The organism is Agrococcus sp. ProA11 (assembly GCF_039880525.1).
Taxonomy (GTDB): Bacteria; Actinomycetota; Actinomycetes; order Actinomycetales; family Microbacteriaceae; genus Agrococcus; species Agrococcus chionoecetis.
In genome coordinates this window covers 548831-574101 of record NZ_CP156989.1, presented here as the reverse complement: position 1 = coordinate 574101, position 25271 = coordinate 548831, and the positions used below count along the sequence as shown (strand labels likewise).

23 protein-coding genes and 1 riboswitch are annotated in these 25271 nt (G+C 71.0%); of the genes, 17 read left to right on the top strand and 6 right to left on the bottom strand.

The genetic code is table 11. The features are described 5' to 3' along the window. Positions 1-55 precede the first annotated feature (55 nt). The gene (locus ABG090_RS02765; protein WP_347756187.1) at positions 56-1132 is read right to left on the bottom strand and encodes a BMP family ABC transporter substrate-binding protein; all 1077 of its coding nucleotides are present in this window, start codon (positions 1130-1132) and stop codon (positions 56-58) included. A gap of 312 nt (positions 1133-1444) precedes the next feature. On the opposite strand from ABG090_RS02765, the gene ABG090_RS02760 reads away from it, so the two are divergent. Then, positions 1445-2404 carry a type IV toxin-antitoxin system AbiEi family antitoxin domain-containing protein gene (locus ABG090_RS02760; protein WP_347756185.1) on the top strand — a complete coding sequence of 320 codons (960 nt, stop codon included), beginning with the start codon at positions 1445-1447 and terminating at the stop codon, positions 2402-2404. Between the two features lie 55 nt (positions 2405-2459). Here the strand turns inward: ABG090_RS02760 and ABG090_RS02755 are convergent, their stop codons facing one another. After that, the gene (locus tag ABG090_RS02755) at positions 2460-3572 is read right to left on the bottom strand and encodes a mannose-1-phosphate guanylyltransferase (protein WP_347756184.1); all 1113 of its coding nucleotides are present in this window, start codon (positions 3570-3572) and stop codon (positions 2460-2462) included. 105 nt (positions 3573-3677) lie between these two features. On the opposite strand from ABG090_RS02755, the gene ABG090_RS02750 reads away from it, so the two are divergent. The 7 genes from ABG090_RS02750 (at position 3678) to ABG090_RS02720 (ending at position 12280) form a co-directional block, all read left to right on the top strand. Beyond that, positions 3678-4829, top strand: a complete 1152-nt coding sequence (locus ABG090_RS02750; RefSeq protein ID WP_347756182.1) for a glycosyltransferase family 1 protein — start codon at positions 3678-3680, stop codon at positions 4827-4829. Between the two features lie 168 nt (positions 4830-4997). Continuing rightward, on the top strand, positions 4998-5345 hold the full coding sequence (gene sdhC / locus ABG090_RS02745) for a succinate dehydrogenase, cytochrome b556 subunit (RefSeq protein WP_347757460.1): 348 nt from the start codon (positions 4998-5000) through the stop codon (positions 5343-5345). After that, positions 5345-5803, top strand: coding sequence for a succinate dehydrogenase hydrophobic membrane anchor subunit (locus tag ABG090_RS02740; protein ID WP_347756180.1), 459 nt, complete (start codon positions 5345-5347; stop codon positions 5801-5803). The genes sdhC and ABG090_RS02740 overlap by 1 nt, the downstream gene beginning before the upstream one ends. A 25-nt stretch (positions 5804-5828) precedes the next feature. Next, complete coding sequence (gene sdhA, locus ABG090_RS02735) at positions 5829-7616, top strand: succinate dehydrogenase flavoprotein subunit (RefSeq protein ID WP_347756178.1); 1788 nt, start codon at positions 5829-5831, stop codon at positions 7614-7616. Next, positions 7616-8536, top strand: a complete 921-nt coding sequence (locus ABG090_RS02730) for a succinate dehydrogenase iron-sulfur subunit (protein ID WP_347756176.1) — start codon at positions 7616-7618, stop codon at positions 8534-8536. The genes sdhA and ABG090_RS02730 overlap by 1 nt, the downstream gene beginning before the upstream one ends. Positions 8537-8735: 199 nt before the next feature. Further along, entirely contained in the window at positions 8736-10652 is a 1917-nt protein-coding gene (locus ABG090_RS02725) for a dynamin family protein (RefSeq protein WP_347756174.1), read from the top strand. Continuing rightward, positions 10649-12280, top strand: a complete 1632-nt coding sequence (locus tag ABG090_RS02720; protein WP_347756172.1) for a GTPase — start codon at positions 10649-10651, stop codon at positions 12278-12280. Before ABG090_RS02725 ends, ABG090_RS02720 begins: the two co-directional genes overlap by 4 nt. 30 nt (positions 12281-12310) lie before the next feature. Here the strand turns inward: ABG090_RS02720 and ptsP are convergent, their stop codons facing one another. Further along, entirely contained in the window at positions 12311-13957 is a 1647-nt protein-coding gene (gene ptsP, locus ABG090_RS02715; RefSeq protein ID WP_347756170.1) for a phosphoenolpyruvate--protein phosphotransferase, read from the bottom strand. Positions 13958-14013: 56 nt separating this feature from the next. Here ptsP and ABG090_RS02710 point away from each other — a divergent pair, with 56 nt between their 5' ends. From ABG090_RS02710 to ABG090_RS02670, 9 genes are all read left to right on the top strand, one after another. After that, positions 14014-14979 carry a YihY/virulence factor BrkB family protein gene (locus ABG090_RS02710; protein WP_347756169.1) on the top strand — a complete coding sequence of 322 codons (966 nt, stop codon included), beginning with the start codon at positions 14014-14016 and terminating at the stop codon, positions 14977-14979. Between the two features lie 60 nt (positions 14980-15039). Beyond that, entirely contained in the window at positions 15040-15867 is an 828-nt protein-coding gene (locus tag ABG090_RS02705; RefSeq protein ID WP_347756167.1) for an exodeoxyribonuclease III, read from the top strand. 23 nt (positions 15868-15890) lie between these two features. Further along, on the top strand, positions 15891-16886 hold the full coding sequence (gene trpS, locus ABG090_RS02700; RefSeq protein WP_347756165.1) for a tryptophan--tRNA ligase: 996 nt from the start codon (positions 15891-15893) through the stop codon (positions 16884-16886). Next, positions 16883-17452 (top strand): GNAT family N-acetyltransferase, encoded by a 570-nt coding sequence (locus tag ABG090_RS02695; protein WP_347756163.1) that lies wholly within the window; start codon positions 16883-16885, stop codon positions 17450-17452. The genes trpS and ABG090_RS02695 overlap by 4 nt, the downstream gene beginning before the upstream one ends. A gap of 92 nt (positions 17453-17544) precedes the next feature. Further along, positions 17545-17689, top strand: a riboswitch (FMN riboswitch). A 48-nt stretch (positions 17690-17737) separates the two neighbouring features. Further along, entirely contained in the window at positions 17738-18754 is a 1017-nt protein-coding gene (gene ribD / locus ABG090_RS02690) for a bifunctional diaminohydroxyphosphoribosylaminopyrimidine deaminase/5-amino-6-(5-phosphoribosylamino)uracil reductase RibD (RefSeq protein WP_347756161.1), read from the top strand. Next, positions 18754-19380 carry a riboflavin synthase gene (locus tag ABG090_RS02685; RefSeq protein ID WP_347756160.1) on the top strand — a complete coding sequence of 209 codons (627 nt, stop codon included), beginning with the start codon at positions 18754-18756 and terminating at the stop codon, positions 19378-19380. Before ribD ends, ABG090_RS02685 begins: the two co-directional genes overlap by 1 nt. After that, on the top strand, positions 19377-20645 hold the full coding sequence (ribB, locus tag ABG090_RS02680) for a 3,4-dihydroxy-2-butanone-4-phosphate synthase (RefSeq protein WP_347756158.1): 1269 nt from the start codon (positions 19377-19379) through the stop codon (positions 20643-20645). Before ABG090_RS02685 ends, ribB begins: the two co-directional genes overlap by 4 nt. A gap of 3 nt (positions 20646-20648) precedes the next feature. After that, positions 20649-21131: a 6,7-dimethyl-8-ribityllumazine synthase gene (gene ribH / locus ABG090_RS02675; RefSeq protein ID WP_347756156.1), complete on the top strand. Its 483-nt coding sequence runs from the start codon at positions 20649-20651 to the stop codon at positions 21129-21131. 5 nt (positions 21132-21136) lie between these two features. Continuing rightward, a complete protein-coding gene (locus ABG090_RS02670; protein WP_347756154.1) occupies positions 21137-22492 on the top strand; it encodes an MFS transporter in 1356 nt (451 codons plus the stop codon). A gap of 148 nt (positions 22493-22640) precedes the next feature. Here ABG090_RS02670 and ABG090_RS02665 read toward each other — a convergent pair whose 3' ends face one another. Genes ABG090_RS02665 through ABG090_RS02655 form a run of 3 tightly spaced genes read right to left on the bottom strand, consistent with a single transcriptional unit; the run spans position 22641 to position 25257 of the window. Further along, positions 22641-23450 carry an ABC transporter permease gene (locus tag ABG090_RS02665; RefSeq protein WP_347757458.1) on the bottom strand — a complete coding sequence of 270 codons (810 nt, stop codon included), beginning with the start codon at positions 23448-23450 and terminating at the stop codon, positions 22641-22643. An 8-nt stretch (positions 23451-23458) separates the two neighbouring features. Beyond that, positions 23459-24334 (bottom strand): ABC transporter permease, encoded by an 876-nt coding sequence (locus ABG090_RS02660; protein WP_347756152.1) that lies wholly within the window; start codon positions 24332-24334, stop codon positions 23459-23461. After that, positions 24331-25257 (bottom strand): ABC transporter ATP-binding protein, encoded by a 927-nt coding sequence (locus ABG090_RS02655; protein ID WP_347756150.1) that lies wholly within the window; start codon positions 25255-25257, stop codon positions 24331-24333. The genes ABG090_RS02660 and ABG090_RS02655 overlap by 4 nt, the downstream gene beginning before the upstream one ends. Between the last annotated feature and the right edge of the window lie 14 nt (positions 25258-25271).

The following is a 25271-nucleotide window of genomic DNA, read 5'->3' as shown; positions in this document are numbered from 1 at the left end:
CACCGCAGCCTTGGGTCGCTTCCCGAGCACCGCAACGCAATCGTTGCAAACTCGCTCAGCTTCCGGGGCTGGAGGGCGATTCGATCGTGATCTCGCCCGCGATGATCTGCTGGCGCAGCGCATCGAGCTCCGCCATCGTCTCCTCGCTGATGCGGGACTCGAGGTCGTGGAAGGGTGCGATGCCGACGCCGCCGTTCTCGAGCGTGCCGATGATGGGCTCTGCCGAGATCGTGCCGTCGACAGCATCCGTGACCGCGGCGACCACCGCATCCTCGGTGTTCTTCAGGATGCTCGTGAGCAGCAGCGGCCGGAACTCGGCCGGGAGGGTGTCGTAGCCGTCGTTGTCGACCCAGATCACGAGTGCACGGCCACCGGTGTCGAGCGAGGCGCGGAATGCGCCCTCCCCCACCTGGCCGGCGACCGGCAGGATCACGTCGGCGCCCTGCGCGATGAACGCCTGGGTCTGCGACTGCCCCAGGCTGACATTCTCGAAGTCGCCGGTGAAGGTGCCGTCCTGCGTGGCCGGGTCCCAGCCGAGCAGGCTCACCGAGGCTCCCTTGGCCTCGTTGTAGGCCTCGATGCCGGCGGCGAAGCCGTCCATGAAGAGGGTGACGGGCGGCTGGTTGCCCCCGCCGAAGGTGGCGACCACGCCGGTCTCGGAGACGGATGCGGCGGTGTAGCCGGCGAGGTACGCCGCCTGCGCGGTGTCGAAGACGATCGATCGCACGTTCGGGCCCTCGACGATCTCGTCGACGATGGCGAACTGCACGTCGGGGTTGGCCGCGGCCTGCTCCTCGGTCGCGGCGAACAGCTCGTAGCCGACCGTCAGCACGAAGCCGCATCCTGTGTCGACGGCCGCCTGCACGTTGGGGGCGAGGTCGCTCTCGGTGGTCGAGACGAGCACGTTCGCGGTCACGCCGAGCTCCTGCTCCGCGCGCTCCATGCCAGCCCAGCTGGTCTCGTTGAACGAGCGATCGTTGAGGCCGCCGGAGTTCGTCACCATCTGGGCGCACTCGAGCGTCTGCTCGGCCCCTGGGTCGGCTGGCTCGTCGGTGGCTGCGGGCGGCGCCGCGCTGCAGCCGGCGAGCAGGAGGAGCGCGGCGAGCGCGGGGACAGCGAGCGTGCGGGACAAGTCAGACTCCTTCGTGCGGTGGCGCCATCGTAGCCGGAGGCCTCGTGCGCGGGTCGCTGCGGCGCCTGCGGCGGCCGCCGGCTCGTCCCTGCAACCGGGCGCTCCCGCACCCCAGCGCGCCCGGGGCGCTGGCAGCGCGCTGCGCCCCGCCTTCGGCACGGTGCCGTCAGCACCGTGCCGTCAGCACCGTGCCGTCAGCACCGCGCCGACAGCACGAGCCGGCGGCACCGCCCTCGCAGGTGCGGGCGGCACCGTCCACAGGGGCTGCGATCGCCCCCGCGCACGACCGCCCGCGTGCCCCATCCTCCGCGCATGGATGCACCGCAGTTGTTCTCCGCCTCGCTCGGCGTGCTCACCACCGCGCAGCTGCGGCGGGCGGGCGTGACCAAGCGCCAGATCCGTGACGCGGTCGCTGCGGGAACCTTCACCCGCGTGCGTCGCGGCTGGTTGGCCTACCGAGGCGATCCAGCAGCAGTGGCCGCGGTGCGGGCGTGCGGCGCGGTCAGCTGCTTGAGCGCGATGGAGCATCTCGGGGCCTGGCAGCCGAGGCGCACGCTGGGGCACGTCCGCCGAGCCGACGCGCAGCGCGATCGCCGGGGGCAGCCGAAGGAGTCCCACAGGCCGCCGAGCGGAGCGGCCGCGCAGGGCGCGCGGCGTCCCGCGCGCGATCGGGCCGCGAAGGGCTGCCGCCCGTACGGCAGCAACCCGCCGGTGCTGGCGGCGATCGACGATCTGGAGACGGCGTTCCGGTGCGCGCTCCGATGCGCGGACCGCGAGCAGCTGATCACCGTCGCCGATTCGATCGTGCACCGCAAGCTGGCGACGCTCGACGAGCTGCGGCACTGGTCGGAGGATGCGCCGCTGCGCGTGCGGGCACTGCTCGAGCTCGTGGAGCCGAAGAGCGAGGCCGGCACGGAGTCGATGGTGCGGCTGCGGCTGCGACGCCTCGGCATCGTCGTGCGCGTGCAGCAGTGGATCGGGCGTCGACGCGTCGACCTGCTGATCGGCGATCGATTGATCATCGAGTGCGACTCGGCTGCGTGGCACACCGACGCGGAGGCGTTCCAGCGCGATCGACGCACCGACCGCATCCACGTGGCGCTGGGCTATCTGGTGGTGCGACTGACCTGGGAGCAGATCCACGACGAGTGGCCTCAGATCGAGCAGGACATCCTCGCCATCGTGCGACGCGGCGACCACCGTTGGCCGCCGCGGCTGCGTCCCGCCGCGCGCGCCGCGGACGGGGCGGAGCCGGGTGTCGCCGCCGGATAGCGCTGCCGTCGCGCGCCCAGCCCTGGCGAAGGGACCGACGGCCGACCGGCCGCGGTCAGAGCGCGTCGGTGTTGCCGGAGCGGCGCACCGCATCCACGACCTGCTTCACGCGCTGCGCGTTGTCGGTCGTGGTGACGAGCAGCGCATCCGGGGTGTCGACGATCACGACGTCGTGGATGCCGACCACCGAGATGATGCGCCGCGACTGCGAGACCACGATGCCGCTCGCGGAGTCGGCGAGCACGGTGCCCTCGGAGCCGAGGATCGCGAGGCGGCCCCGACGGCCGTGGTTGTGCAGCTTCGCGACAGCGGAGAAGTCGCCCACATCGTCCCAGTCGAAGTCCCCCGGCACGACGACCATGCGACCGCGCGCCGCGGCAGGCTCGGCGATCGCGTAGTCGATCGCGATCTTCTTCAGCTGCGGCCAGACGCGATCCACCGCAGGTCCGCGCTGGGCCGGCTCATCCCAGACGGCCGCAAGCTCCTCGATCTGCGCGGCGAGCACCGGCTCCTCCTTGGCGAGCTCTGCCAGCAGCACGTCGGCGCGCGCGATGAACATGCCGGCGTTCCAGAGGTAGTCGCCATCCTCGAGGTAGCGGCGGGCGACCTGCGCGGACGGCTTCTCGACGAACTGCTCGACCACTGCGGCGTGGGGGGTGCCCTCGATGCCCAGCGCGTCACCGGCGCGGATGTAGCCGAAGCCGATCGCCGGCTCCGTCGGCGTGATGCCGATGGTGGCGATGTAGCCGGCGCGCGCGGCCGCTGCGGCCTCCGTCACTGCCCGGCGGAAGGCCCGCTCGTCCTCGATCACGTGGTCGGCGGCGAAGGAGCCGATGATGACGTCGGGCTCGCGGCGACGGAGCACGGCGGCCGCAAGTGCGATCGCGACCGTCGAATCGCGCGGATCCGCCTCCAGCACGATGTTCGCGTCCTCGAGCTCGGGGATCTGCGCCTCCACCGCGGCGCGGTGGGCGCGGCCGGTGACCACGAGCGTGCGCCCCTCCCCCGTGAGCGGCGCGAGCCGATCGAAGGTGGCGCGCAGCAGCGTCTTGCCGCTGCCAGTCAGGTCGTGCAGGAACTTCGGCGCGTCCGCTCGCGAGAGCGGCCAGAGCCGCGAGCCGGCGCCGCCAGCGGGGATGATGCTGTAGAAGTCGTCGATGGTGGCCACGCCCCGAGCCTAGTGAGCGGCTAGGGGGCGACCGACGGCGGACGTTCACCCGGCGTTCACCGCCCGACCGGCGAACCCACGGGCGCGCGCTCCTACGGTGGTTACGTGAGCATCGAGCGAGTCGCGATCGTGACCGAGAGCTTCCTGCCGACCGTCAACGGGGTGACGACCTCCGTCTGTCGCGTGCTGGATCATCTGGTGGACACCGGGCGCGAGGCGATCGTGATCACCCCGCGCTGCGGCGCTCCGAAGCACTACCGCGGCGTGCCCGTGCACGAGGTGGCGTCCTTCCCGTACCGCCGGTTCCCCGTCGGCCTGCCCACTCCGCAGGTGGCGGCCATGCTCGATCGATTCGGGCCCGACGTGCTGCATGCCGCGAGCCCCTTCCTGCTCGGCGGGCAGGCGATCGCCGAGGCGGCGCGGCTCGGCGTGCCCAGCGTGGCGATCTACCAGACCGACGTGGCCGGCTTCGCCCGCAGCAACCGGCTGGGCGCCGGATCAGCGGTGGCCTGGCAGATGCTCCGCCGCATCCACAACGCGGCCGACCGCACGCTGGCGCCGTCGTCAGCAGCCATCGACGATCTCGCGGCGGCCGGCGTGCAGCGCGTGCACCGCTGGGCACGCGGCGTCGACCTGACCGGATTCCACCCCGATCGGCGCATGAGCCCGGAGGCGGCGGCACTGCGGCGACGCATCGCTCCCCGCGGCGAGACCATCGTCGGATACGTCGGTCGTGTCGCCCCCGAGAAGGGGCTCGAGCGGCTGCGGGCGCTCAAGGGCATCCGTGGCATCCGACTGGTGGTCGTCGGCGACGGGCCGGGCATGGAGCAGACCCGCAGGCAGCTCGCGAGCCTCCGGCCGGTCTTCCTCGGCCAGCTCGCCGGCGCCGCGCTGCAGAGCGCCTACGCGGCGATCGACGTCTTCGTGCACACCGGCGCGGAGGAGACCTTCGGTCAGACGCTGCAGGAGGCGGCCGCCGCCGGCCTGCCCGTGGTCGCGCCGCGCGCCGGCGGCCCGATCGATCTGGTGGAGCACGACACCACCGGATTCCTCTTCGCGCCCGACGACGCCGCCGAGCTGCGCGGCGCGGTCGAGGCACTCGCCGCCGACGCGAGCCTGCGCTCGCGCATGGGCGAGGCGGGCCGTCGACGCGTGCTCGGACGCTCGTGGCCGGTGGTCGCCGACGAGCTGATCGCGCACTACGAACAGGCGGCGCTGCGCCTCCGACGTCGATCGGAAGACCGCATCGGAGTGTGAGGCACGCGTGCAGGTTGTCCCCCCGTGCGGGCATAGGATGAGAGGACCTTGCCCGGACGAACGACGGAGGGAACGCGCGTGTCTGAGACATCGAGCAGCCTCACCCTCCCCGACCCCGCGCCTCGGAGGACCACGTTCAGCGGCACGCTGTATCGCGGCAACGAGGGCATGTGGTCGTGGGTGCTGCACCGGATCACCGGTGTGGCGATCTACTTCTTCCTGCTTGTGCACGTGCTCGACACGGCGCTCATCCGGGTGAGCCCTGAGGCGTACAACGCCGTCATGGCGACGTACAAGAACCCGATCATGGGCCTCGGCGAGGTCGTGCTGGTCGGCGCGGTCGTGCTGCACGCCATGAACGGCCTGCGCATCATCCTGGTCGACGCGTGGCCGTGGGCGACCAGGCACCAGCGCCTGCTCTTCTGGGTCGTGCTCGGATTCGTGGCCGTGCTGATGGCCTACTTCGTGCCGAATCACCTCATGAACGTCTTCGCGCCGATCGAGGGGGGCCACTGATGAGCACCACGATCGAGAGCCCGAACTACGCCTATCCGGCACGCTCGAGGGGCCGCCGCGGCCCCAACTTCGAGAAGGCCGGCTGGATCTTCATGCGCGCCTCCGGCGTCGTGCTGGTGGTGCTGATCTTCGGCCACCTCGCGTACAACCTCATCTGGACGCCGGGCGGCATCCACGCCATCGACTTCGGCTTCGTGGGCGGCAAGCTCGCGGACCCGTTCTGGCAGTGGTGGGACGTGCTGATGCTGTGGCTGGCGATCCTGCACGGCTCGAACGGCATGCGCACGATCGTCAACGATTACGTGCACAAGCCCGCCGTGCGCTCGGTCATGATCTGGGCGATCGGCGTCGCCGCCGCGATCCTCATCATCCTCGGCACGCTCATCACCTTCACGTTCGACCCCTGCCCGTCGACCGCAGACGCATCGCTGCTGCCGTCGTTCTGCGCAGAGCTCTAACCACGATTCGGAGACCCCCAGATTCATGGCTGACCAGAGTTCCGTCACGGACGGCATCCACTACCACCAGTTCGACGTCGTCATCGTGGGCGCCGGTGGTGCCGGCATGCGCGCGGCGATCGAGGCCGCGCCGAAGGCGTCGACTGCGGTCATCACGAAGCTCTACCCCACCCGCTCCCACACGGGCGCGGCACAGGGCGGCATGGCTGCGGCACTGGCGAACGTGGAGGAGGACAGCCACGAATGGCACACCTACGACACCATCAAGGGTGGCGACTACCTCGCTGACCAGGACTCGGCAGAGATCCTCACGCGCGAGGCGATCGACGCGATCTACGACCTCGAGAACATGGGTCTGCCGTTCAACCGCACGCCCGACGGCAAGATCGACCAGCGGCGCTTCGGCGGCCACACGCGCGACCACGGCAAGGCGCCCGTGCGACGCTCCTGCTACGCCGCGGACCGCACCGGCCACATGATCCTGCAGACGCTCTACCAGAACTGCGTCAAGTACGGCGTGAACTTCTTCAACGAGTTCTACGCGCTCGACCTCGTCATGGCGGAGGTGGACGGCGTCAAGCGCGTCTCCGGCATCGTCGCCTACGAGCTCGCGACCGGTGAGATCCACGTCTTCCAGGGCAAGTCGATCGTGTTCGCGACCGGCGGCTTCGGCAAGATCTACAAGACCACCTCGAACGCGCACACCCTCACGGGCGACGGCGTCGGCATCATCTGGCGCCAGGGCCTGCCGCTCGAGGACATGGAGTTCTACCAGTTCCACCCGACGGGCCTCGCGGGCCTCGGCATCCTGCTCACCGAGGGCGCCCGCGGCGAGGGCGCGATCCTGCGCAACGCCTCCGGCGAGCGCTTCATGGAGCGCTACGCCCCCACCATCAAGGACCTCGCACCGCGCGACATCGTGGCGCGCTCCATGGTGCAGGAGGTGCTCGACGGCCGCGGCGCTGGCCCGAACAAGGACTACGTCTACCTCGACTGCACCCACCTGGGCGCCGAGGTGCTCGAGACCAAGCTGCCCGACATCACCGAGTTCGCTCGCACCTACCTCGGTGTCGACCCGGTGACCGAGCGCGTCCCCGTCTATCCGACGGCGCACTACGCGATGGGCGGCATCCCGACGAACAATGACGCGCAGGTGCTCAGCGACAACGACACCGTGGTGCCCGGCCTGTACGCCGCCGGCGAGTGCGCATGCGTCTCGGTGCACGGCGCCAACCGCCTCGGCACCAACTCGCTGCTCGACATCAACGTCTTCGGCAAGCGGGCCGGCAACAACGCCGTGGCCTACGCGCAGACGGCCGACTTCGTCGATCTGCCCGCGGATGCCGCCGACGGCGTCGTGAAGCTGCTCGCGCAGCTGCGCGAGGGCAACGGCACCGAGAACGTGGCCGAGATCCGCAAGGCGCTGCAGGAGACGATGGATCGCAACGCGCAGGTGTTCCGCACCGACGAGACGCTGCAGACGGCCCTCGCCGACATCGCGGGGCTGCGCCAGCGCTACCCGAACGTGCGCATCCACGACCGCGGTCGGCGCTTCAACACCGACCTGCTCGAAGCGGTCGAGCTGGGCTTCCTGCTCGACCTGGCAGAGATCGTGGTCGTCTCGGCGATCAACCGCAAGGAGTCGCGCGGCGCGCACATGCGCGACGACTTCCCGACCCGCGATGACGAGAACTACATGCAGCACACCATGGCGTACCGCACGGCTGGCGACACAGGCGTGCCGCAGGAGATCCGGCTGGAGTGGAAGCCCGTGCGCATGACGCACTACCAGCCGCAGGAGAGGAAGTACTGATGGCCGAGAGCGAGCAGAAGAACGAGCACAGCGTCGGCAGCGAAGGCGCTTCCGAGGCCGGCGACCCGAGCGCTCAGGCCAAGGCCGCCGTCGACGCGACCACCGCTGACGCTCAGGCGGTGGACGCTGGCGAGACGACGCCTGCCCCTGCCGACTCCGCCGCGGAGGGCACGAAGCGCGAGGTCGAGCCCGTGCCGGTCGACGAGCCGCAGAGCTTCCCCGTCACGGTGATCATCCGGCGCTACGACCCCGAGGTCGACGACGAGCCGCGCTGGGTCGACTACGACGTGCAGATGTTCTCCACCGAGCGCATCCTCGACGCCCTGCACCGCATCAAGTGGGAGCAGGACCCGTCGCTGGCCTTCCGTCGCTCGTGCGCGCACGGCGTGTGCGGCTCGGATGCCATGCGCATCAACGGCAAGAACCGCCTTGCCTGCAAGGCCCTCGTGAAGGACTTCGACGTGTCGAAGCCGATCTACGTCGAGGCGATCAAGGGCCTGCCGCTGGAGAAGGATCTGATCGTCGACATGGAGCCGTTCTTCGACTCCTTCCGCGAGATCCAGCCGTTCCTCCAGGCGACCGGCAAGCCCGAGAAGGAGCGGCACCAGACGATCGCGCAGCGCGAGCGGTTCGACGACACGACCAAGTGCATCCTGTGCGCCGCGTGCACCACCTCGTGCCCGGTGTTCTGGACCGACGGCCAGTACTTCGGCCCCGCCGCGATCGTGAACGCGCACCGCTTCATCTTCGACTCGCGCGACGAGGCCGCCCAGGTGCGCCTCGACATCCTCAACGACCGCGAGGGCGTGTGGCGCTGCCGCACGACCTTCAACTGCACGGATGCGTGCCCGCGCGGCATCCAGGTCACCAAGGCCATCGCCGAGGTCAAGCAGGCCATGATGACGGGCGTCAAGCTCTAGCCGCATCACCACGACTCGAGGGCCGGCACCCGCACGGGGCCGGCCCTCGGCCGTGCGCCGCGGTGTGCGCGAACGCGCGCAGCGCCCGACCGGTACCGATGTGTCGCGCCGAGGGCGCTCCGGCGACCATTTCGTACCGGCGCCGGGCCGCATCGAGACCGGGCAGGACACCCTCGGGGCAGTGCGGCAGACTAGCCGCGTGACCGAAGCGACCATTGCCGCCCTCGACCGGCTCGACGCCCTGCGCGACGCGCTCGAGGATGTCGCGCTGCCGCTCTCGATCGCCGGGGCCGACAGCGCACGGGATGCGCGCAGGTCGGCGGTGCGCCAGATCGACGACTACATCCATCCGCGGCTCAGCAACCTCGATGCACCGCTGCTCGCGGTGGTCGGCGGCTCGACCGGAGCCGGCAAGTCGACGCTGGTGAACGCCCTCATCGGCCTGCCGGTGACCCGCACGGGCGTCATCCGCCCAACCACGCGGCAGCCCATCCTGCTGCACTCCCCCATCGACGCCGGCTGGTTCGCGTCGACCCGCATCCTGCCGGGTCTCGCGAGAGTGACGGGCGTCGTGCGCGAGGCTCCCGCCAACCGGGCGGGCGAGGAGCCCGACGCCTCTCAGCTCGGCTCGGTCGTGATCGTCGCCGACGAGCGGGTGCCGCGCGACCTCGCGATCCTCGACGCGCCCGACGTCGATTCCATTGCCGACGACAACCGCCAGCTCGCGGCGCAGCTGCTCGCCGCCGCCGACCTGTGGCTGTTCTCGACCACGGCCAACCGATACGCCGACGCCGTGCCGTGGAAGCTCCTCGATGACGCCGCGGCGCGCGACATCACGGTCGGCGTCGTGCTGAACCGCGTGCCGCCCGGGGCAGAGGCGGAGGTCGAAGCCGACCTCCGTCAGATGCTGGGCGAGCGCGGCCTCGGCAGCGCGCCCGTCTTCGTGGTGACGGAGGCGGTGCTCGACGAGCGAGGCATGCTGCCGCCGGCCGCGGTCGCCGGCATCCGCAGCTGGCTGGTCGGGATCGCGGGCGACCGCGCCGAGCGCGCCCGGGTCTCCGGCCGCACGCTGGCGGGCACCGTCGAGCGCCTCGGCGTCACCGCGCGCATCATCGCCGACGCCCGCGACGAGCAGCTGGTGGTGGCGGGCGATCTGCGCAAGAGCATCCGCTCGGTGCACGAGGACGCCGCCGAGCGCGTGAACGATGCCACCCGCGACGGCGTGCTGCTGCGCGGGGAGGTGCTCGCCCGCTGGCAGGACTTCGTCGGCACCTCCGACGTCTTCCGCACGCTGGAATCCTGGTTCTCCCGTACCCGCGACCAGGTCACGGCCTGGTTCCAGGGCAAGCCCGCGCCGGCCATCGAGGTCGAGCACGAGATCGAGTCGGGCCTGCATGCGGTGATGGTCGACGCCGCCGGCCGCGCGGCCTCGGACTCCTGGGCACGGGTGCGACAGAGCGCCGTGGGGCGCCAGCTGACCAGCGGCGCCGATCTCGCGCACGCGTCGCCCGATCTGCCGGAGCGCGCGTCGAAGCTCGTGCGCGACTGGCAGCAGGGACTCGTCGAGCTCATCACCGAGCAGGCGGCGGGCAAGCGCACCAAGGCGCGGGTCATGTCGCTGGGCCTGAACGTCATCACGGTCGCGCTCATGGTGGTCGTGTTCGCCTCCACCGGCGGCCTGACGGGCGGCGAAATCGCCATCGCCGGCGGGTCGGCCGTGGTGGGACAGAAGCTGCTCGAGACGATCTTCGGCGAGGACGCGGTGCGTCGGCTGGCAGCCGAGGCGCGGCAGGATCTCGACTCGCGCGTGCGGCTCCTGATGGCTGCGGAGGCCGATCGCTGGAACGCCCTGCTCGACCCCGTCGACGCGGGCGCCGGTGGCGATGGCCTGCGGGATGCGGCGGCCGCGCTCGAGCGCGCGATGGTCGCCGTGCACTCGCGCGTCGAGGGTATGCCGCACCGCGAGCTGCTGCCGAGCGACGTGGTCGAGGGCGAAGCCATGGACGATGCCGCCGAGGCGCCGCTCGCCGGAGAGGCCGCCGAGGTGCGCGAGCTGCCGGCAGGCACGGGGCCGCTGCCCGCCGTCGAGCGCGGCTCGCAGGAGGACGCACGGTGAGCGCGACCTCCGTCGATCAGCTGCTCGGCGCGCTCGGCGAGGCCGCAGCGCTCGGCGCCGGGCGCGTGCCCGAAGACGACCTCGAGGCCGTCCGCCGCGTCGCCGGTCGCGCCAGCGAGCGCCGCGCTCTCTCCTCCGAGCACACGGTGGTGGGCTTCTTCGGCGCGACCGGCTCCGGGAAGTCGTCGCTCATGAACGCGCTCGCGGGCGAATCGGTCGCGCGCACACACGTGCGCAGGCCCACGACCGCTGAGCCGCTCGCCGCGATCTGGAACCCACGCGGGGCATCCGCGCTGCTCGACTGGCTCCAGGTCTCGGATCGTCGCGTCATGGATCGCCCGTTCGCGACCGACCGCGACGGACGCGGACAGGAGCTCTCGCTCATCCTCATCGACCTGCCCGACTTCGACTCGGTCGCGCTCGAGCACCGCGCGATCGCCGAGCGACTTGCGGGCCAGGTGGACGTGCTCGTCTGGGTCGTCGACCCGCAGAAGTACGCCGACGCCGTCATCCATCGTGACTTCATCGCGCCGCTGGCCACGCACGCCGCGGTCACCGCCGCAGTGCTCAACCAGGTGGATCGTCTCGCTCCCGGGGAGGTCGAGTCGGTGGTCGATTCGCTGCGCGGGCTGCTCCGCGGCGACGGTCTCGACCGGGTGCAGGTGCTGCCGGTCTCCGCCACCGTCGGCACCGGCATCGACGACCTGCGCCGGCTGATCGCGCGCTTCGCACTCGAGCAGCAGGCCGCATCGCAGCGCCTCGCGGCCGACGTGCGCGCCATCGCCGGCCGGCTCGAGTCCGCCGGTGTGCCCGGCGCCGTGCAGCGCGCCGACGTGCAGGCGCTCGAGCGCGGCCTCGCGACCGCTGCCAACGTCGATGCGGTGGCGCAGGCCGTCGCGGGCTCCTACCGCAAGCGCGCGGGGCAGGTCACCGGCTGGCCGGTCACCTCCTGGCTGCTGCGGTTCGCCCCCGATCCGCTGCGCCGCCTGCACCTGTCGTTCGGCCGCGATCGCGGCCGCGACGCCGAGGTGCACCGCACCGGCATGCCGCCGATGAACGCAGCGCAGCGCGCGCAGGCAGGGATGGCCGTGCGCGCGTACGCGGATGCGGCCGCCGCGGGTCTCGGCGATGGCTGGCAGGCGGCGATCCACGAGCATGCCGCGGATGCGCTCGAGACGCTCCCCTCGGAGCTCGACCGGGCTGTCGCCAGGACCGATCTGGGCGCCCGCGGCTCGTGGTGGTGGCCGCCGCTCGCGGCACTGCAATGGCTCGCGCTCATCGTCGCCGTCGTCAGCGGGGTGTGGCTGCTGCTGCCGATCCTGCTGCCCCTCGGCGGCATGGTCGCGCCGGTCATCCCGCAGGTGGAGGGCACTCAGACGTGGCTCGACGGCTGGCCGATCCCGCTCGTCGGCCTGCTCGGCGGCGTGCTGCTCGGCATCGTGCTGGGTGTCGTGGGCGCACTCGTCGCGGGCGGCGTGGGCGCCGCACGGCGCTCGCGAGCACGCCATCGACTGCGCAAGCAGGTGACCGCGGTGGCGCGCGCGACGGTGGTGCTGCCGATCGAGGGCGAGCGCGAGCGTGCCCGCGAGTTCGCGGTCGCGCTGGCCCGCGCCTCCGGCGGGCGCTGAGCGGGAGGGTCGGCCGGCGTCGACCTCCGGTCAGGCGGAGGCAGCCTCGCGAGCCTCGGCGCCGGACGTGGCCGCCAGCGCACGCGCCGCGCGGGCCTTCGCCTCGTCGAGCGTGACGGTGAGCAGTTCGGCCCGCACGTCGGCGATCGCCGTCGCGCTCATGGACAGGCTCGTCACGCCGAGGCCAACGAGCACCACTGCGAGCGCGGGATCCGCCGCGGCCTCACCGCAGACGCCCACCGGCTTGCCCGCGGCAGCGCCTGCCTCACCGATGAGCTTCACCAAACGCAGCACGGCGGGATGCCACGGATCCTGGAGGGCCGCGACCGAGCCCAGCTGCCGGTCGGCGGCCATCGTGTACTGCGTGAGGTCGTTCGTGCCGATCGACACGAAGTCGGCCACCTCCAGCACCTGGTCGGCGACCACCGCGATCGACGGCACCTCGGCCATCGCGCCGACACGCTCGAGCCCGAGCTCCTTGCCGAGGGCGACGAAGTACGCGGCCTCCTCACGATCGGCGATCATCGGCGCCATCACGTACAGCCTGGCCTCGGTCGCCGCCTGCGCGTTCGCGAGCGCCGTGAGCTGATCGCGCAGGATCTGCTCGCTCGCCCGCAGCGCGCGGATGCCGCGCAGGCCGAGCGCCGGGTTCTCCTCGTGCGCGTCGTTGAGGAACGACAGCGGCTTGTCGGCACCGGCATCGAGCACGCGCACGACCACCTTCTTCCCCGGGAAGCCCTGCAGCACCTCGGTGTAGGCGGCTGTCTGCTCCTCGACGGTGGGCGCGGTGGTCGCACCGAGGAAGAGGAACTCGGTGCGGAACAGCCCCACGCCCTCCGCTCCGAGCTCGACCGCGCTCGGCACATCCTTGCCGGAGCCGACATTGGCGAGCAGCGGGACCGCCGTGCCGTCGGCCAGCGCGCCCGGCGTCGCCGGTGCCGAGACCGCGGCCAGGCGCGACTCGCGCTCGGCGACGGCGGCAGCGACGGCGCTCTCGTCGGGATCGAGCACGATGGTGCCGGTGCGCGCGTCGACGATCGCCAGCTGACCGTCGGAGACCGCCGCCAGCAGGCCGGTGACGCCGACGACCGCAGGCAGCGACTTCGAGCGCGCGAGGATCGCGGTGTGCGAGGTGGGTCCGCCGTCCTGCGTGACGAGTGCGACCGTCTTCGTGAGGTCGAGCGTGGCGGTGTCGGCGGGCGCGAGGTCTCGTGCCACCAGGATGAACGGCTCATCCGACTGCGGCACTCCCGGCGCCGGCACGCCGCGCAGACGGGCCACGACCCGCTGGGCGACATCGTCGAGGTCGGTGGCGCGCTCAGCCATGTAGCCGCCCATCGCCGTGAGCATGTCGCGGAACGCCGCGTACGCGTCCCAGGTGGCTCGCTCGGCGTTGGTGCCCGCGTCCAGCCGCGACCGCACGTCGTCGAGGATCGCAGGATCCTGCGCCATGAGCGCGGATGCCTCCAGCACCTCCTGCGCTTCACCGCCAGCGGCGACGGCGCGAGCGCGCAGCTCGTCCGCCACCTCCTGCAGCGCGGTCTGCACGCGCTGGTGCTCGCTGTCCGCGGCAGCGGCGAGCGGCTCGTCGCTCGGCGGCGCCAGCGGCTCCGGCATGGTCAGCACGGTCGCGACCGAGATGCCTCGGCCGACTCCGACTCCAGAGAGGTCGCTCATGCGTTCACACTACGCTGGGGAGCCGAACCGACGCCACGCGACTCGGGAGGATCGGGATGCAGCAGCTCATCGAGCGACTGAAGCGCTCGTGGCCCGCTCGAGCGTGGCAGCGCTACTCGGACGAGCGAGGGTCGGTGCTGGCGCAGGGCATGACGCTGCAGGCGTTCCTCTCGCTCTTCGCCGCGCTATTCGTGGCGTTCGCGATCTTCACCGCTGTGTTGGGCGGCAACCTCGAGCTGCGTCGCGCCGTGATCGACTCGATCTCCTCGAGCGTCCCCGGCCTGCTGGGTGAGGGCGGTGCGCTCGACGCGCAGGAGCTGTTCTCGGTCAGCATCTCCGGCTGGGCCGGCGCGGCCGGTGCCATCGCGATCATGCTCACTGCGATCGCATGGATCGCCGTGAGCCGTGAGGGCTTCCGCGCCATGTTCGAGCTCGACTCACCGCCGTCGAACTTCCTGCTGCTGAAGCTCGGCGATCTGGCGGTCGCGATCGGCATCGGTCTGCTCGTGGTGGTCTCCGCTGGCCTGCTCGTGCTCACGCAGGCCCTCGCGGAGTTCCTCGGCCTGGGCTGGACGACGCAGCTCATCGGCTTCATCTCGCAGCTGGTGCTCGACACGTCGATCGTGCTGCTGATGTTCCGCTTCGGCGGCCGGCTGCGGCTCCCCGCCAAGCGCATCGTGCCTGCCGCCATCGCGTGCGCGGTCGCGTTCGCGGGGCTGAAGGCGATCGCATCGCTGCTCTTCCGCGCGGTCGAGAACAACCCCCTGCTCGGCAGCGTCGCGGCCCCCGTGATCATCCTGATCTGGTTCGGCTTCATCATGCAGATCCTGCTGCTCGCGCTCGCGTTCGTAGCCGTGACCCCGACCGGCCGGGCGTACACCCGCCTCGTCGAGTCCGGCGGCATCGACGCGAGGCTGACCCCCGAGCAGGCGGAGGCGCTGCTGCAGCAGATGGAGGCCGGCAGGCAGCCGAGCCTCGACGCGGTCGGCGCACACAAGCGGCTCTCGAGGCGCAGCCGCTGATCCGGTCGCCGAGCATGCCAGCGCACGGCGGCACCGGTCACCATCGGTAGGCTCGAAGGCATGCTCCGCATCGCCTCCGTCAACGTCAACGGCGTGCGCGCCGCGTTCCGCAAGGGCATGGGCGACTGGCTCGAGCAGGGCGGCTTCGACATCGTCGCGCTGCAGGAGGTGCGGGCGCAGGATGAGGATCTGCTGCCGCTCGTGCCGGGCTGGCACATGCTCCACGATCCCGCCACGGCGAAGGGCCGCGCGGGTGTCGCACTGCTCTCGCGCGAGCCGTCGATCGCGCACCGCACCGACATCGGCCTGCAATCGTTCGACACCAAGGGCCGCTGGCTGGAAGCCGACTTCCTGGTGGGCGAGACCGTGCTCACGGTGGTCTCGGTCTACGTGCACTCCGGCGAGGTCGGCACCCCGAAGCAGGATGAGAAGTTCCGCTTCCTCGACTCGATGGCCAAGCGACTGCCGCAGCTGCGCCGCCACACCGAGCACGTGCTGATCATGGGCGATCTGAATGTGGGCCACACGCCGCTCGACATCAAGAACTGGCGCGCCAACCAGAAGTCCTCCGGCTTCCTGCCGGAGGAGCGCTCCTACTTCGATCGCTTCTTCGGCACCGGCATGGTGACGGGCGTCGATGGCGTGCGGGGCCGTGGTCACGGATGGGTCGACGTCGGCCGGGCCGCGCACCCGGATGTCGACGGCCCCTACACCTGGTGGTCGCAGCGCGGCAAGGCGTTCGACACCGACACCGGCTGGCGCCTGGACTACCACGTGGCCTCCCCCGCGCTCGCGGCGGTCGCCCGCGACTACCGCGTCGACCGCTATCCCTCGTACGACACCCGCTGGTCCGACCACGCCCCGGTGGTCGTCGACTACCACCTCTGATCACCCACTTGAGGAACCCATCCATGGCACACCCGCGCCTCTACTCGGGGATGCAGCCCTCCTCGGGCTCGCTCCACCTCGGCAACTACATCGGCGCCCTCCAGCAGTGGCGACGCATGCAGGAGGATCACGACGCGTTCTTCTCGATCGTCGACCTGCACGCGATCACCGTGCCGCAGGACCCGCAGGTGCTGCGCGAGCAGGTGCGCACGCTCGCGGCGCAGTACATCGCCGGCGGGATCGACCCCGACCGCTCCTGCCTGTACGTGCAGTCGCATGTGGCGGCGCACGCGCAGCTCGCGTGGCTGCTGAGCACCATCACGGGCTTCGGCGAGGCCAGTCGGATGACGCAGTTCAAGGACAAGACCGCCAAGGGCGGGCAGGAGGCGGCGTCGGTGGGGCTGTTCACCTACCCGATCCTGATGGCGGCCGACATCCTGCTCTACGACGCCGAGATCGTGCCGGTCGGCGACGACCAGAAGCAGCACGTCGAGCTCACGCGCGACCTGGGCGAACGATTCAACAAGCGCTTCGGTGCCACGTTCACCAGCCCGAAGCCGCGGATCCTCGCTGACGGCGCCCGCATCTACGACCTGCAGACGCCGCAGTCGAAGATGTCGAAGTCGGCCGACAACGACAAGGGCATCATCTGGCTGCTCGATGAGCCCGCGAAGACGGCGAAGAAGATCCGCTCGGCCGTCACCGACACCGACGGCGCGATCCGTGCCGACCGGGCGCAGAAGCCCGGCGTCACGAACCTGCTGGACATCATGAGCGCCGTGACCGGCACGAGCGTCGCGGCGCTCGAGGACCACTTCGACGGCCAGGGCTACGGCGTCTTCAAGACCGAGGTCGCCGATGCGGTCGTGGCCGAGCTCGCGCCCGTGCGCGAGCGCACCCTCGAGCTGCTCGCCGACCCGGCCGAGCTCGACCGGCTGCTCGCGGTGAACGCCGATCGCGCCACCGCCGTCGCGGACGCGACGCTCACACGGGCATTCGAGGCCATGGGCCTTCGATGACAGGACTGGCAGGCCCGACGCTGCCGTTCATGGGCGAGAAGGTGGTGCTCACGGCGCTGCGCGAGCACGACATCGACCGCGTCGTCGAGGCCTGCTCGACCGAGCAGGCGAGGCGCTGGATCGAGACCCCGTGGCCGTACACGCGCGCCGACGGGGAGAGCTTCGTGCGCGAGTTCGTGCCCGCGGGGTGGCGCGGCGAGCACGATGAGCGCGTCTGGGCGATCCGCGAATCGCTGCGGGGCGAGCTCGCGGGTGTCGTGGGGCTGCGCGCCGATGCCCGCGAGGTCGGCTTCTGGCTGCATCCGGATGCCCAGGGCCGCAGCCTGATGGCGGATGCGCTGCGCACCGTCGTCGGGCACGCCGATGGCTGCCTGACGTGGCCGGAGGTGTTCTGGAGCTGCTACGACGGCAACATCGGCTCGATGCGAGTGGCGAAGGCCGCGGGCTTCCGCTACCTCGGCACGCGTGCGGGGACGCAGCGCGGCGAGCCCATGCTGCAGCACCGTGCCGTGCGCGTCCTGGTCGGCGATCCCGTTGCCGGGCTCCCCTGGCCGAGTCTCGACTGACACCTCCCCGCGCCGCCGGGCTGGACCGGCCGGGACGCGGACGATCCACCAGCGGGAATGGGCGGGGCCGAATCCGAGTTGTAGGCTGAGAGCAACGTGCCCGGGGTCAGTGCAAGTCTGAACCGGCGGTGAGAGTCCGCGACCCGAGCATCCCGCGTCGCGACGAGCGGCGGTGATCGGCTGAGCTGGTGGAATTCCAGCACCGACGGTGAGAGTCCGGAGGAGAGGCGCACGTGGGGTCGCCATCGACCCCGCACATCCCCGCGCGCGTTCGGAGAGGATCGAATGACGGGGAACACGGCAGCGGAGCGCGCCGCGATGGCTCGCGCTCGCGAGCTCGCGGTGCATGGTCCTCGCGGCATCAACCCCCAGGTCGGCGCCGTCATCCTCGCGCCCGACGGACGCACGCTCGCCGAGGGCTATCACCGCGGCGCTGGCACCGCGCATGCCGAGATCGACGCCCTCTCGCAGCTCGCGACGGGCGCGGCGCGGGGCGCGACCGCGGTCGTGACGCTCGAGCCGTGCAACCACACCGGCCGCACCGGCCCGTGCGCGCTCGCGCTGCTCGATGCGGGCGTCGCTCGCGTCGTCTATGCGGCGTCCGACCCCGGTGAGCGCTCTCGGGGCGGCAGCGCCCGACTCACCGGCGCCGGCGTCGACGTCGCCCGGCTCGATCAGTCGGAGGGCGAGGCGCTCATCGCGGACTGGCTCTTCGTGCAGCGCACCGGGCGTCCGCGCGTGACCGTGAAGTGGGCGCAGTCGCTCGACGGCCGAGCCGCCGCAGCCGACGGCAGCAGCCGCTGGATCACCGGCCCGGAGGCGCGCGCCCACGTGCACCGCGAGCGCAGCGCCCACGACGCGATCGCCGTCGGCACCGGCACCGTGCTCGCCGACGACCCCCGGCTCACCGCCCGCGTCGAGGGCGAGGCGGATGCGCCGCAGCCCATCCCCGTGGTGTTCGGCGATCGCGCGATCCCCGCGACGGCCGCACTGCGGCAGAATCCGCGCGGCGTTCGCACCGCTGGCCACGACCTCGAGCGCGAGCTGCGCGCCCTGGCCGCCGACGGCATCCAGACCCTGTACGTCGAGGGCGGCCCCACGCTCGCGAGCGCGTTCATCCGCGCCGGGCTCGCCGACCGCCTCACCGTCTACCTCGCGCCCACCCTCCTCGGAGGACCGCGCACCGCCCTCGACGACCTCGGCGTCGGGACGATCGACGAGCAGCGCCGCCTCACGGTGTCGCGGCTCGAGCAGCTCGGCCGCGACCTCCTGGTCGAGGCCACCACAGAGAGCGAGCAGTGATGTTCACCGGCATCATCGAAGAGCTCGGCGAGGTCATCTCGTTCGAGCCCCACAGCACCGACCAGGGTGCCGCCTGGCGGCTGACCGTGCGCGGCCCGCTGGTCATCAGCGACGCATCCCACGGCGACTCCATCGCGGTCAACGGCCTGTGCCTGACGGTCGTCGATCAGACGACGGATGCGTTCACGGCCGACGTCATGCAGATCTCGGTCGACATGTCGACGCTGGGCGACCGCAAGGTCGGCGACCGCGTCAACCTCGAGCGCGCTGCGGCAGTCGGCGACCGGCTCGGCGGCCACATCGTGCAGGGCCACATCGACGGCACCGCCCGGGTGCTCTCGGTGGTCGACGCCGACGGCCAGCGCACCGTGCGCTTCTCGCTCGACCCGGCGCTCGCGCACCTGGTGGTGCGCAAGGGCTCCATCGCCGTGGACGGCATCTCGCTGACCGTCTCGGCCGTGAGCGACCCCGCCGAGCGGGATGCCTGGTTCGAGGTCTCGCTCATCCCCGAGACGCTCGAGTCGACCACGCTCGGATTCCGGGCCGCGGGCGACCGCGTCAACATCGAGACCGACATCGTCGCTCGCCACGTCGAGCGCATGCTGCAGTTGGAGGACAAGCGATGAGCATCACCACCATCGACGCCGCGATCAAGGCGCTCAGAGACAGGAAGCCGGTCATCGTCGTCGACGACGAGGGGCGCGAGAACGAGGGCGACCTGATCATGTCGGCCCAGCTCGCCACCGCCGAGTGGATCGCCTTCATGGTGCGCCACACCTCCGGCTACCTGTGCGCGCCACTCACCGCGGAGCGCGCCGACGACCTCGGTCTGCCGCTGATGGTGCTCGAGAACGAGGATCACCGGCAGACGGCGTACACGATCACGGTCGACGCCGCCGATCGCTCGACCACCGGCATCTCGGCCGACGACCGCGCCCACACGCTGCGGGTGCTCGCCGACACCGACTCCGACGCATCCAGCCTGCGCCGGCCCGGCCACATCGTGCCACTGCGCGCGGTCGAGGGCGGGGTGCGCGCCCGCGCCGGGCACACCGAGGCGGCGGTCGAGCTCATGCAGCTCGCCGGCCTCTCTCCTGTCGGTGTGATCGGCGAGCTGGTCGAGGACACCGGCGAGATGCGCCGGCTGCCCTCGCTGATCGCGTTCGGCGAGGAGCACGACCTGCCGGTGATCACGATCGCCGACCTCATCGACTACCTCGACGCGGGAGGCCTGCCCACCGCGTGCGGCGGCGAGAACGAGGAGTCGGCCAGGGTGTCGTTCGAGGTGGAGACGAACGTGCCGACACGCTTCGGCACCTTCCGCATCGCGGCCTACCGCGACCGGCAGACCGGCGCCGATCACCTGGCGATCATCTCCGGCGAGCAGCTCGGCGACGGCGCGCTCGTGCGCGTGCACTCCGAGTGCCTCACCGGCGAGGCGCTCCACTCGCTCAAGTGCGAGTGCGGACCGCAGCTCGACGATGCCATGGAGCAGATCCAGCAGGCCGGCGGCGGCATGGTGGTCTACCTGCGTGGCCAGGAGGGCCGCGGCATCGGACTCATCAACAAGCTGCGCGCCTACAAGCTGCAGGAGGACGGGCTCGACACGCTCGACGCCAACCTCGCCCTCGGCCTGCCAGCCGACGCGCGCGAGTACGGCGCGGCGGCCGCGATCATCCGGCAGCAGGGCGTCGAGTCGGTCCGACTGCTCTCGAACAACCCGCTCAAGCGCGAGGCGCTCGAGCGGCACGGTGTCGAGGTGCAGGAACTGGTGCCGCTGCTGGTGGGCGTCGGCGCCCACAACGAGCACTACCTCGAGGCCAAGCGCGACCGCATGGGTCACCGGCTGCCAGGGGTCATCACGCAGAACGACGAGCAGGGAGAGGGCTGAGCCATGGCTGGAGAAGGACGTCCCGAGGGCGCCGGGCTGGATGCGACCGGGCTGAGGATCGCGGTCGTGCACGGCCGCTGGCACGAGCAGATCGCCACGGGCCTGCTCGAGGGTTCGCGGCGCGCGCTCGCCGAGATGGGGGCGGAGGTGACCGAGCTGCCGGTGCCCGGCTCGTTCGAGCTGCCCGTCGTCGCGCAGGCGGCGCTCGAGGCTGACTTCGACGGCGCAGTGGCGCTGGGCGTCATCATCCGCGGCGGCACGCCCCACTTCGAGTACGTGTCCGAGGCCGCCACGATGGGCCTGACCGAGATCGCCATCCGCACGGGCAAACCGGTCGGCTTCGGCGTGCTCACGCTCGATGACGAGCAGCAGGGCATCGACCGCGCGGGACTGCCGGGCTCCAAGGAGGACAAGGGGCGCGAGGCCGCGGAGGCGGTCGTCGAGGCAGCCCTGGCGCTCCGCAGCCTCCGTTCGCAGGAGGGCTAGCACCGATGTCCCTCTCTGCCACCCAAGCGGCCTCGCAGCCGTCCGCGCCCGCGAACTCCCGCGGTCGCGTCCTCTTCGCCAGCCTCATCGGCACGACGATCGAGTTCTACGACTTCTACGTCTACGCGACGGCCGCCGTGCTGGTATTCCCGCACCTGTTCTTCCCCACCGGCGACGACACCACCGCGCTGCTGGCGTCCTTCGCCGCGTTCGGTGCCGCCATGGTCGCGCGCCCGATCGGCTCGGTCGTCTTCGGGCACCTGGGCGACAAGCACGGCCGCAAGCTCACGCTCGTCGGCGCGCTACTCACCATGGGCATTGCGACCTTCCTCATCGGCCTGCTGCCGACGTACGGCCAGATCGGCTGGTTCGCCGCGGCGCTGCTCGTGCTCATGCGGCTCGCACAGGGCTTCGCCCTCGGCGGCGAGTGGTCGGGTGCGGCGCTCGTCGCGACCGAGAACGCACCGGCGGGCAAGCGCGCCTGGTACGGCACGTTCCCGCAGCTCGGCGCCCCGCTCGGCTTCATCGTCGCCAACGGCCTCTTCCTGATCATCGCCGCGGTGCTGCCGAGCGATGACCCGTCGATGCCGTCCGAGGCGTTCCTCGAGTGGGGCTGGCGCATCCCCTTCCTGTTCTCGGCCGTCATGGTCATCGTCGGCCTGTGGGTGCGGCTGAAGCTCGTCGAATCGACCTCGTTCGAGAAGGCGCGCACGACCGGCGCGATCCAGCGACTGCCGCTCGCGACCGTGTTCCGCGCGCACTGGCGAGAGCTGATCCTCGGCACCTTCTTCATGCTCGCGACCTACGTGCTCTTCTACCTGATGACCGCGTTCTCACTCACGTACGGCCGCGCGCCCGTGGACGCTGCCGTGCCGGGCCTGGGCTACTCGTACACCACCTTCGTGCTGATGCTCATCGTGGGTGTGGTGTTCTTCGGGATCTTCACGCTCGTGTCGGGTCCGCTCGCGGACCGGTTCGGACGCCGACGCCTGCTGATCATCGTGACGCTCGCGATCATGCTCTTCGGCATGCTGTGGGTGCCGCTCACCGGCGGTGACACGGTCGGGGTCATGCTGTGGCTCATCATCGGCATGTCGCTCATGGGCTTCACGTTCGGACCGATGGGTGCGCTGCTGCCGGAGCTGTTCCCGACGAACGTGCGCTACACCGGCTCGGGCGTGAGCTACAACGTCTCGTCGATCCTCGGCGCCGCGCTCGCACCGTTCATCGCGGTCGCTCTCTGGACGGCGGGCGGCGGGAGCCCCTTCTGGGTCGGTGTCTACCTGGCGGGCGCGGGCGCGCTCACGCTCATCGCGCTGCTGCTCTCGAAGGAGACGAAGGACATCGACATCGAGCGCTGATCGCGAGCGGGCCGCCTCCGGAGCCCTTGGCGGGGGCGCCGGCGTCGTCGTCGGTGAGGATCCCTGACCCGCGCGCAACAAGCAGGTCAAAGCGCTCTGAGCAGCCGCGGACGGCCCGGTGAGCGCCGATGTCGCACTCCAGCCCGCATCAGCGCAGGAAGAGCGCCCGCAGCCGAACGGTCGTGAACCACAGCCCCGCGACGATCATCACCGCGAAGTAGAGCAGGTGGAGCCAGATCGAGGGCTGGATGAGGCCGGTCGTCAGCTGCCGGATCATGTCGACGCCGTGCCACAGCGGCATCGCCTGGATCACCCACTGCAGTCCCTGCGGGTACACCTCGATGGGGAAGAACGTCGCCGAGAGCAGGAACATCGGCATCATCAGGAAGAAGACGTAGTCCAGGTGCTGGAACGTCTTCATGTAGCTGGTGAGCGCCATGCCGAACGAGGCGAAGCCGAACGCGATGATCAGCGCCGCGGGAATCGCCAGCACCGCGGTCCACGACAGGTTCAGCCCCATCAGGGTGGTCACGACCATGAAGCCGCTGGCGTAGAGGAGGCCGCGGAACAGGGCCAGCAGGATCTCGCCCAGCGCCACGTCGAGCGGGCCGAGCGAGGTCGAGAGCATCTGCTGGTACAGCTTCGCGAAGTTCATCTTGAAGAAGACGTTCATCGTCGAGTCGTAGACCGCGCCGTTCATCGCGCTCACGGCCATCAGCGCCGGCGCGATGTACGCCGCATAGGCGACATCCGCGCCGTAGAACTCGACGCTGCCGACGAGCGCGCCGAGACCGACGCCCATCGAGAGCAGGTAGAAGACCGGCTCGAAGAAGCCCGTGAGCACCACCACCCAGTTGGTGCGCGCCATCACCTGCAGGCCGCGCATGACGACCGAGCGGGTGTTGCCGGCGTAGATGCCGCGCAAGGGACCGCGGATGGCCGGAGCAGGTGCCTGCATGAGCTCTGTCACTTGTCGAGCCTCCGACGGAAGGTGCGGATCGAGAGCCAGCAGGTGACGCCCGCGAGCGCGGCGAGGTAGCCGACGTGCACGAGCGCCATGGCGGGGGCGAGCTCCGCGCCGTACAGCGCAGACCTGCCGAGCTCCGCAGCGTGCCAGAGCGGCGAGATCCAGCCGATCCAGTGCAGGAACCACGGCAGCGTCTCGAGCGGGAAGTAGGTGCCGGAGAAGAGCGTCAGCGGCACGACGACGAAGCGCTCGACGAACGAGAGCTGCCCGCGATCCTCGGTCTGCGTCGACACCCACGCCATGACCGCGAAGCCGACGGCGGCGGCCAGGAGCAGGCCGATCGGCACCAGCAGCAGCGCGCCGAGCGGATCGCCGATGTCGAAGATCACCATCACGATCGAGAACGCGGCCAGCGGCAGCAGCACCCGCACGAGCACCGAGACCTGGAACCCGAGCACGATGTGGGCGGCGCCGATGGGAGTGCCGTTCATGGCGAAGAACATCGGGAACCACTTGAAGCCGCCGAAGACGCCGTAGGTGTTCTCCTGCGCGGCCGTCTGCATGGCGGTCGCCATCGACAGGGCCGGGGCGATGAAGACCAGGTACGGCACGCCATCGACGCCCTGCTCGCCCTGGTTCGCGTCGACGAGCAGGCCGAGGCCGAGCCCCAGCCCGAGCAGGAACAGGAACGGAGAGCCGACGCTGATGGCGATCCACGAGGCCACGTACGACCGCATCGCCCGAATGCGGTGCTCGGCGACGAACCACCAGCCCCAGGAGCGCGAGCGCCGCGCGACCAGCGCATGGTCGACACCCACCGCATCGAGCGTGCCGGTCGCGGTCGTGCCCCGCGGGCCGGTGGTGCTGCCGGTCATTCGATCAGCGACCTTCCCGTGAGCCGCAGGAAGACGTCCTCCAGGCTGGAGCGACGCACGAGCGACGTGATGGGGTTCAGCCCCCGCTCGTGCACGGCCGACATCGCTGCCTCGCCGTTGTCGTCGTAGACCAGCACGCGATCGGGCAGCACCTCGATGCGGGCGCCGATGCCCTCGATCGTCTTCGCCGCGGCCTCGTTGCGCGCAGAGCCGAAGCGCACCTCCAGCACCTCGCGCGTGGAGTACTGGCGGATGAGGGCTGCGGGACTCCCCTCGGCGACGATCGTGCCCTTGTCGACGACCACCAGCCGGTCGCAGAGCTGCTCCGCCTCATCCATGTAGTGCGTCGTGAGCACGAGCGTCGTGCCCTCCTCCTTCAGCCGGAAGAGCCGATCCCACAGCACATGCCGCGCCTGCGGGTCGAGGCCGGTGGTGGGCTCGTCGAGCAGCATCGCCTTCGGGCTGTTGATGAGGCCGCGCGCGATGGTCAGCCGCCGCTTCATGCCGCCGGAGAGGCCGTCGACGCGTGCCTTGCGCTTCTCGGTGAGCTGGGCGAACTCCAGCAGCTCCTCGGCGCGTCGCTGCACGTAGGGCAGCGGCAGCCCGAAGTAGCGGCCGTAGACGATCAGGTTGTCGATCACGCGCAGCTCTTCGTCGAGCTGGTCTGCCTGCGGCACGATGCCCAGCTGCGCGCGGATCTCGGGGCCATGGTCGGCCGGGTCAAAGCCCAGCACGCTGAGCTCGCCGGCGGTGCGCGTCGAGGTGGCAGCGATCATGCGCATGGTGGTCGACTTGCCGGCGCCGTTCGGCCCCAGGAACCCGAAGGCCTCCCCCGGTTGGATGGCGAAGTCGATGCCGTCGACGGCGGTGACGTCGCCGTAGCGCTTGGTGAGGCCCTTGGCCTCGATGACGGGTGCTGGCACAGTCCTCGATGCTA

Coding starts and splice junctions, on each gene's coding strand:
- ABG090_RS02760 (WP_347756185.1), top strand. CDS start 1,445: ATGGATGCACCGCAGTTGTTCTCCGCCTCGCTCGGCGTGCTCACCACC.
- sdhC (WP_347757460.1), top strand. CDS start 4,998: ATGTGGTCGTGGGTGCTGCACCGGATCACCGGTGTGGCGATCTACTTC.
- ABG090_RS02740 (WP_347756180.1), top strand. CDS start 5,345: ATGAGCACCACGATCGAGAGCCCGAACTACGCCTATCCGGCACGCTCG.
- sdhA (WP_347756178.1), top strand. CDS start 5,829: ATGGCTGACCAGAGTTCCGTCACGGACGGCATCCACTACCACCAGTTC.
- ABG090_RS02730 (WP_347756176.1), top strand. CDS start 7,616: ATGGCCGAGAGCGAGCAGAAGAACGAGCACAGCGTCGGCAGCGAAGGC.
- ptsP (WP_347756170.1), bottom strand. CDS start 13,957: ATGAGCGACCTCTCTGGAGTCGGAGTCGGCCGAGGCATCTCGGTCGCG.
- ABG090_RS02710 (WP_347756169.1), top strand. CDS start 14,014: ATGCAGCAGCTCATCGAGCGACTGAAGCGCTCGTGGCCCGCTCGAGCG.
- ABG090_RS02705 (WP_347756167.1), top strand. CDS start 15,040: ATGCTCCGCATCGCCTCCGTCAACGTCAACGGCGTGCGCGCCGCGTTC.
- trpS (WP_347756165.1), top strand. CDS start 15,891: ATGGCACACCCGCGCCTCTACTCGGGGATGCAGCCCTCCTCGGGCTCG.
- ABG090_RS02695 (WP_347756163.1), top strand. CDS start 16,883: ATGACAGGACTGGCAGGCCCGACGCTGCCGTTCATGGGCGAGAAGGTG.
- ribD (WP_347756161.1), top strand. CDS start 17,738: ATGACGGGGAACACGGCAGCGGAGCGCGCCGCGATGGCTCGCGCTCGC.
- ABG090_RS02685 (WP_347756160.1), top strand. CDS start 18,754: ATGTTCACCGGCATCATCGAAGAGCTCGGCGAGGTCATCTCGTTCGAG.
- ribB (WP_347756158.1), top strand. CDS start 19,377: ATGAGCATCACCACCATCGACGCCGCGATCAAGGCGCTCAGAGACAGG.
- ribH (WP_347756156.1), top strand. CDS start 20,649: ATGGCTGGAGAAGGACGTCCCGAGGGCGCCGGGCTGGATGCGACCGGG.
- ABG090_RS02670 (WP_347756154.1), top strand. CDS start 21,137: ATGTCCCTCTCTGCCACCCAAGCGGCCTCGCAGCCGTCCGCGCCCGCG.
- ABG090_RS02665 (WP_347757458.1), bottom strand. CDS start 23,450: ATGCAGGCACCTGCTCCGGCCATCCGCGGTCCCTTGCGCGGCATCTAC.
- ABG090_RS02660 (WP_347756152.1), bottom strand. CDS start 24,334: ATGACCGGCAGCACCACCGGCCCGCGGGGCACGACCGCGACCGGCACG.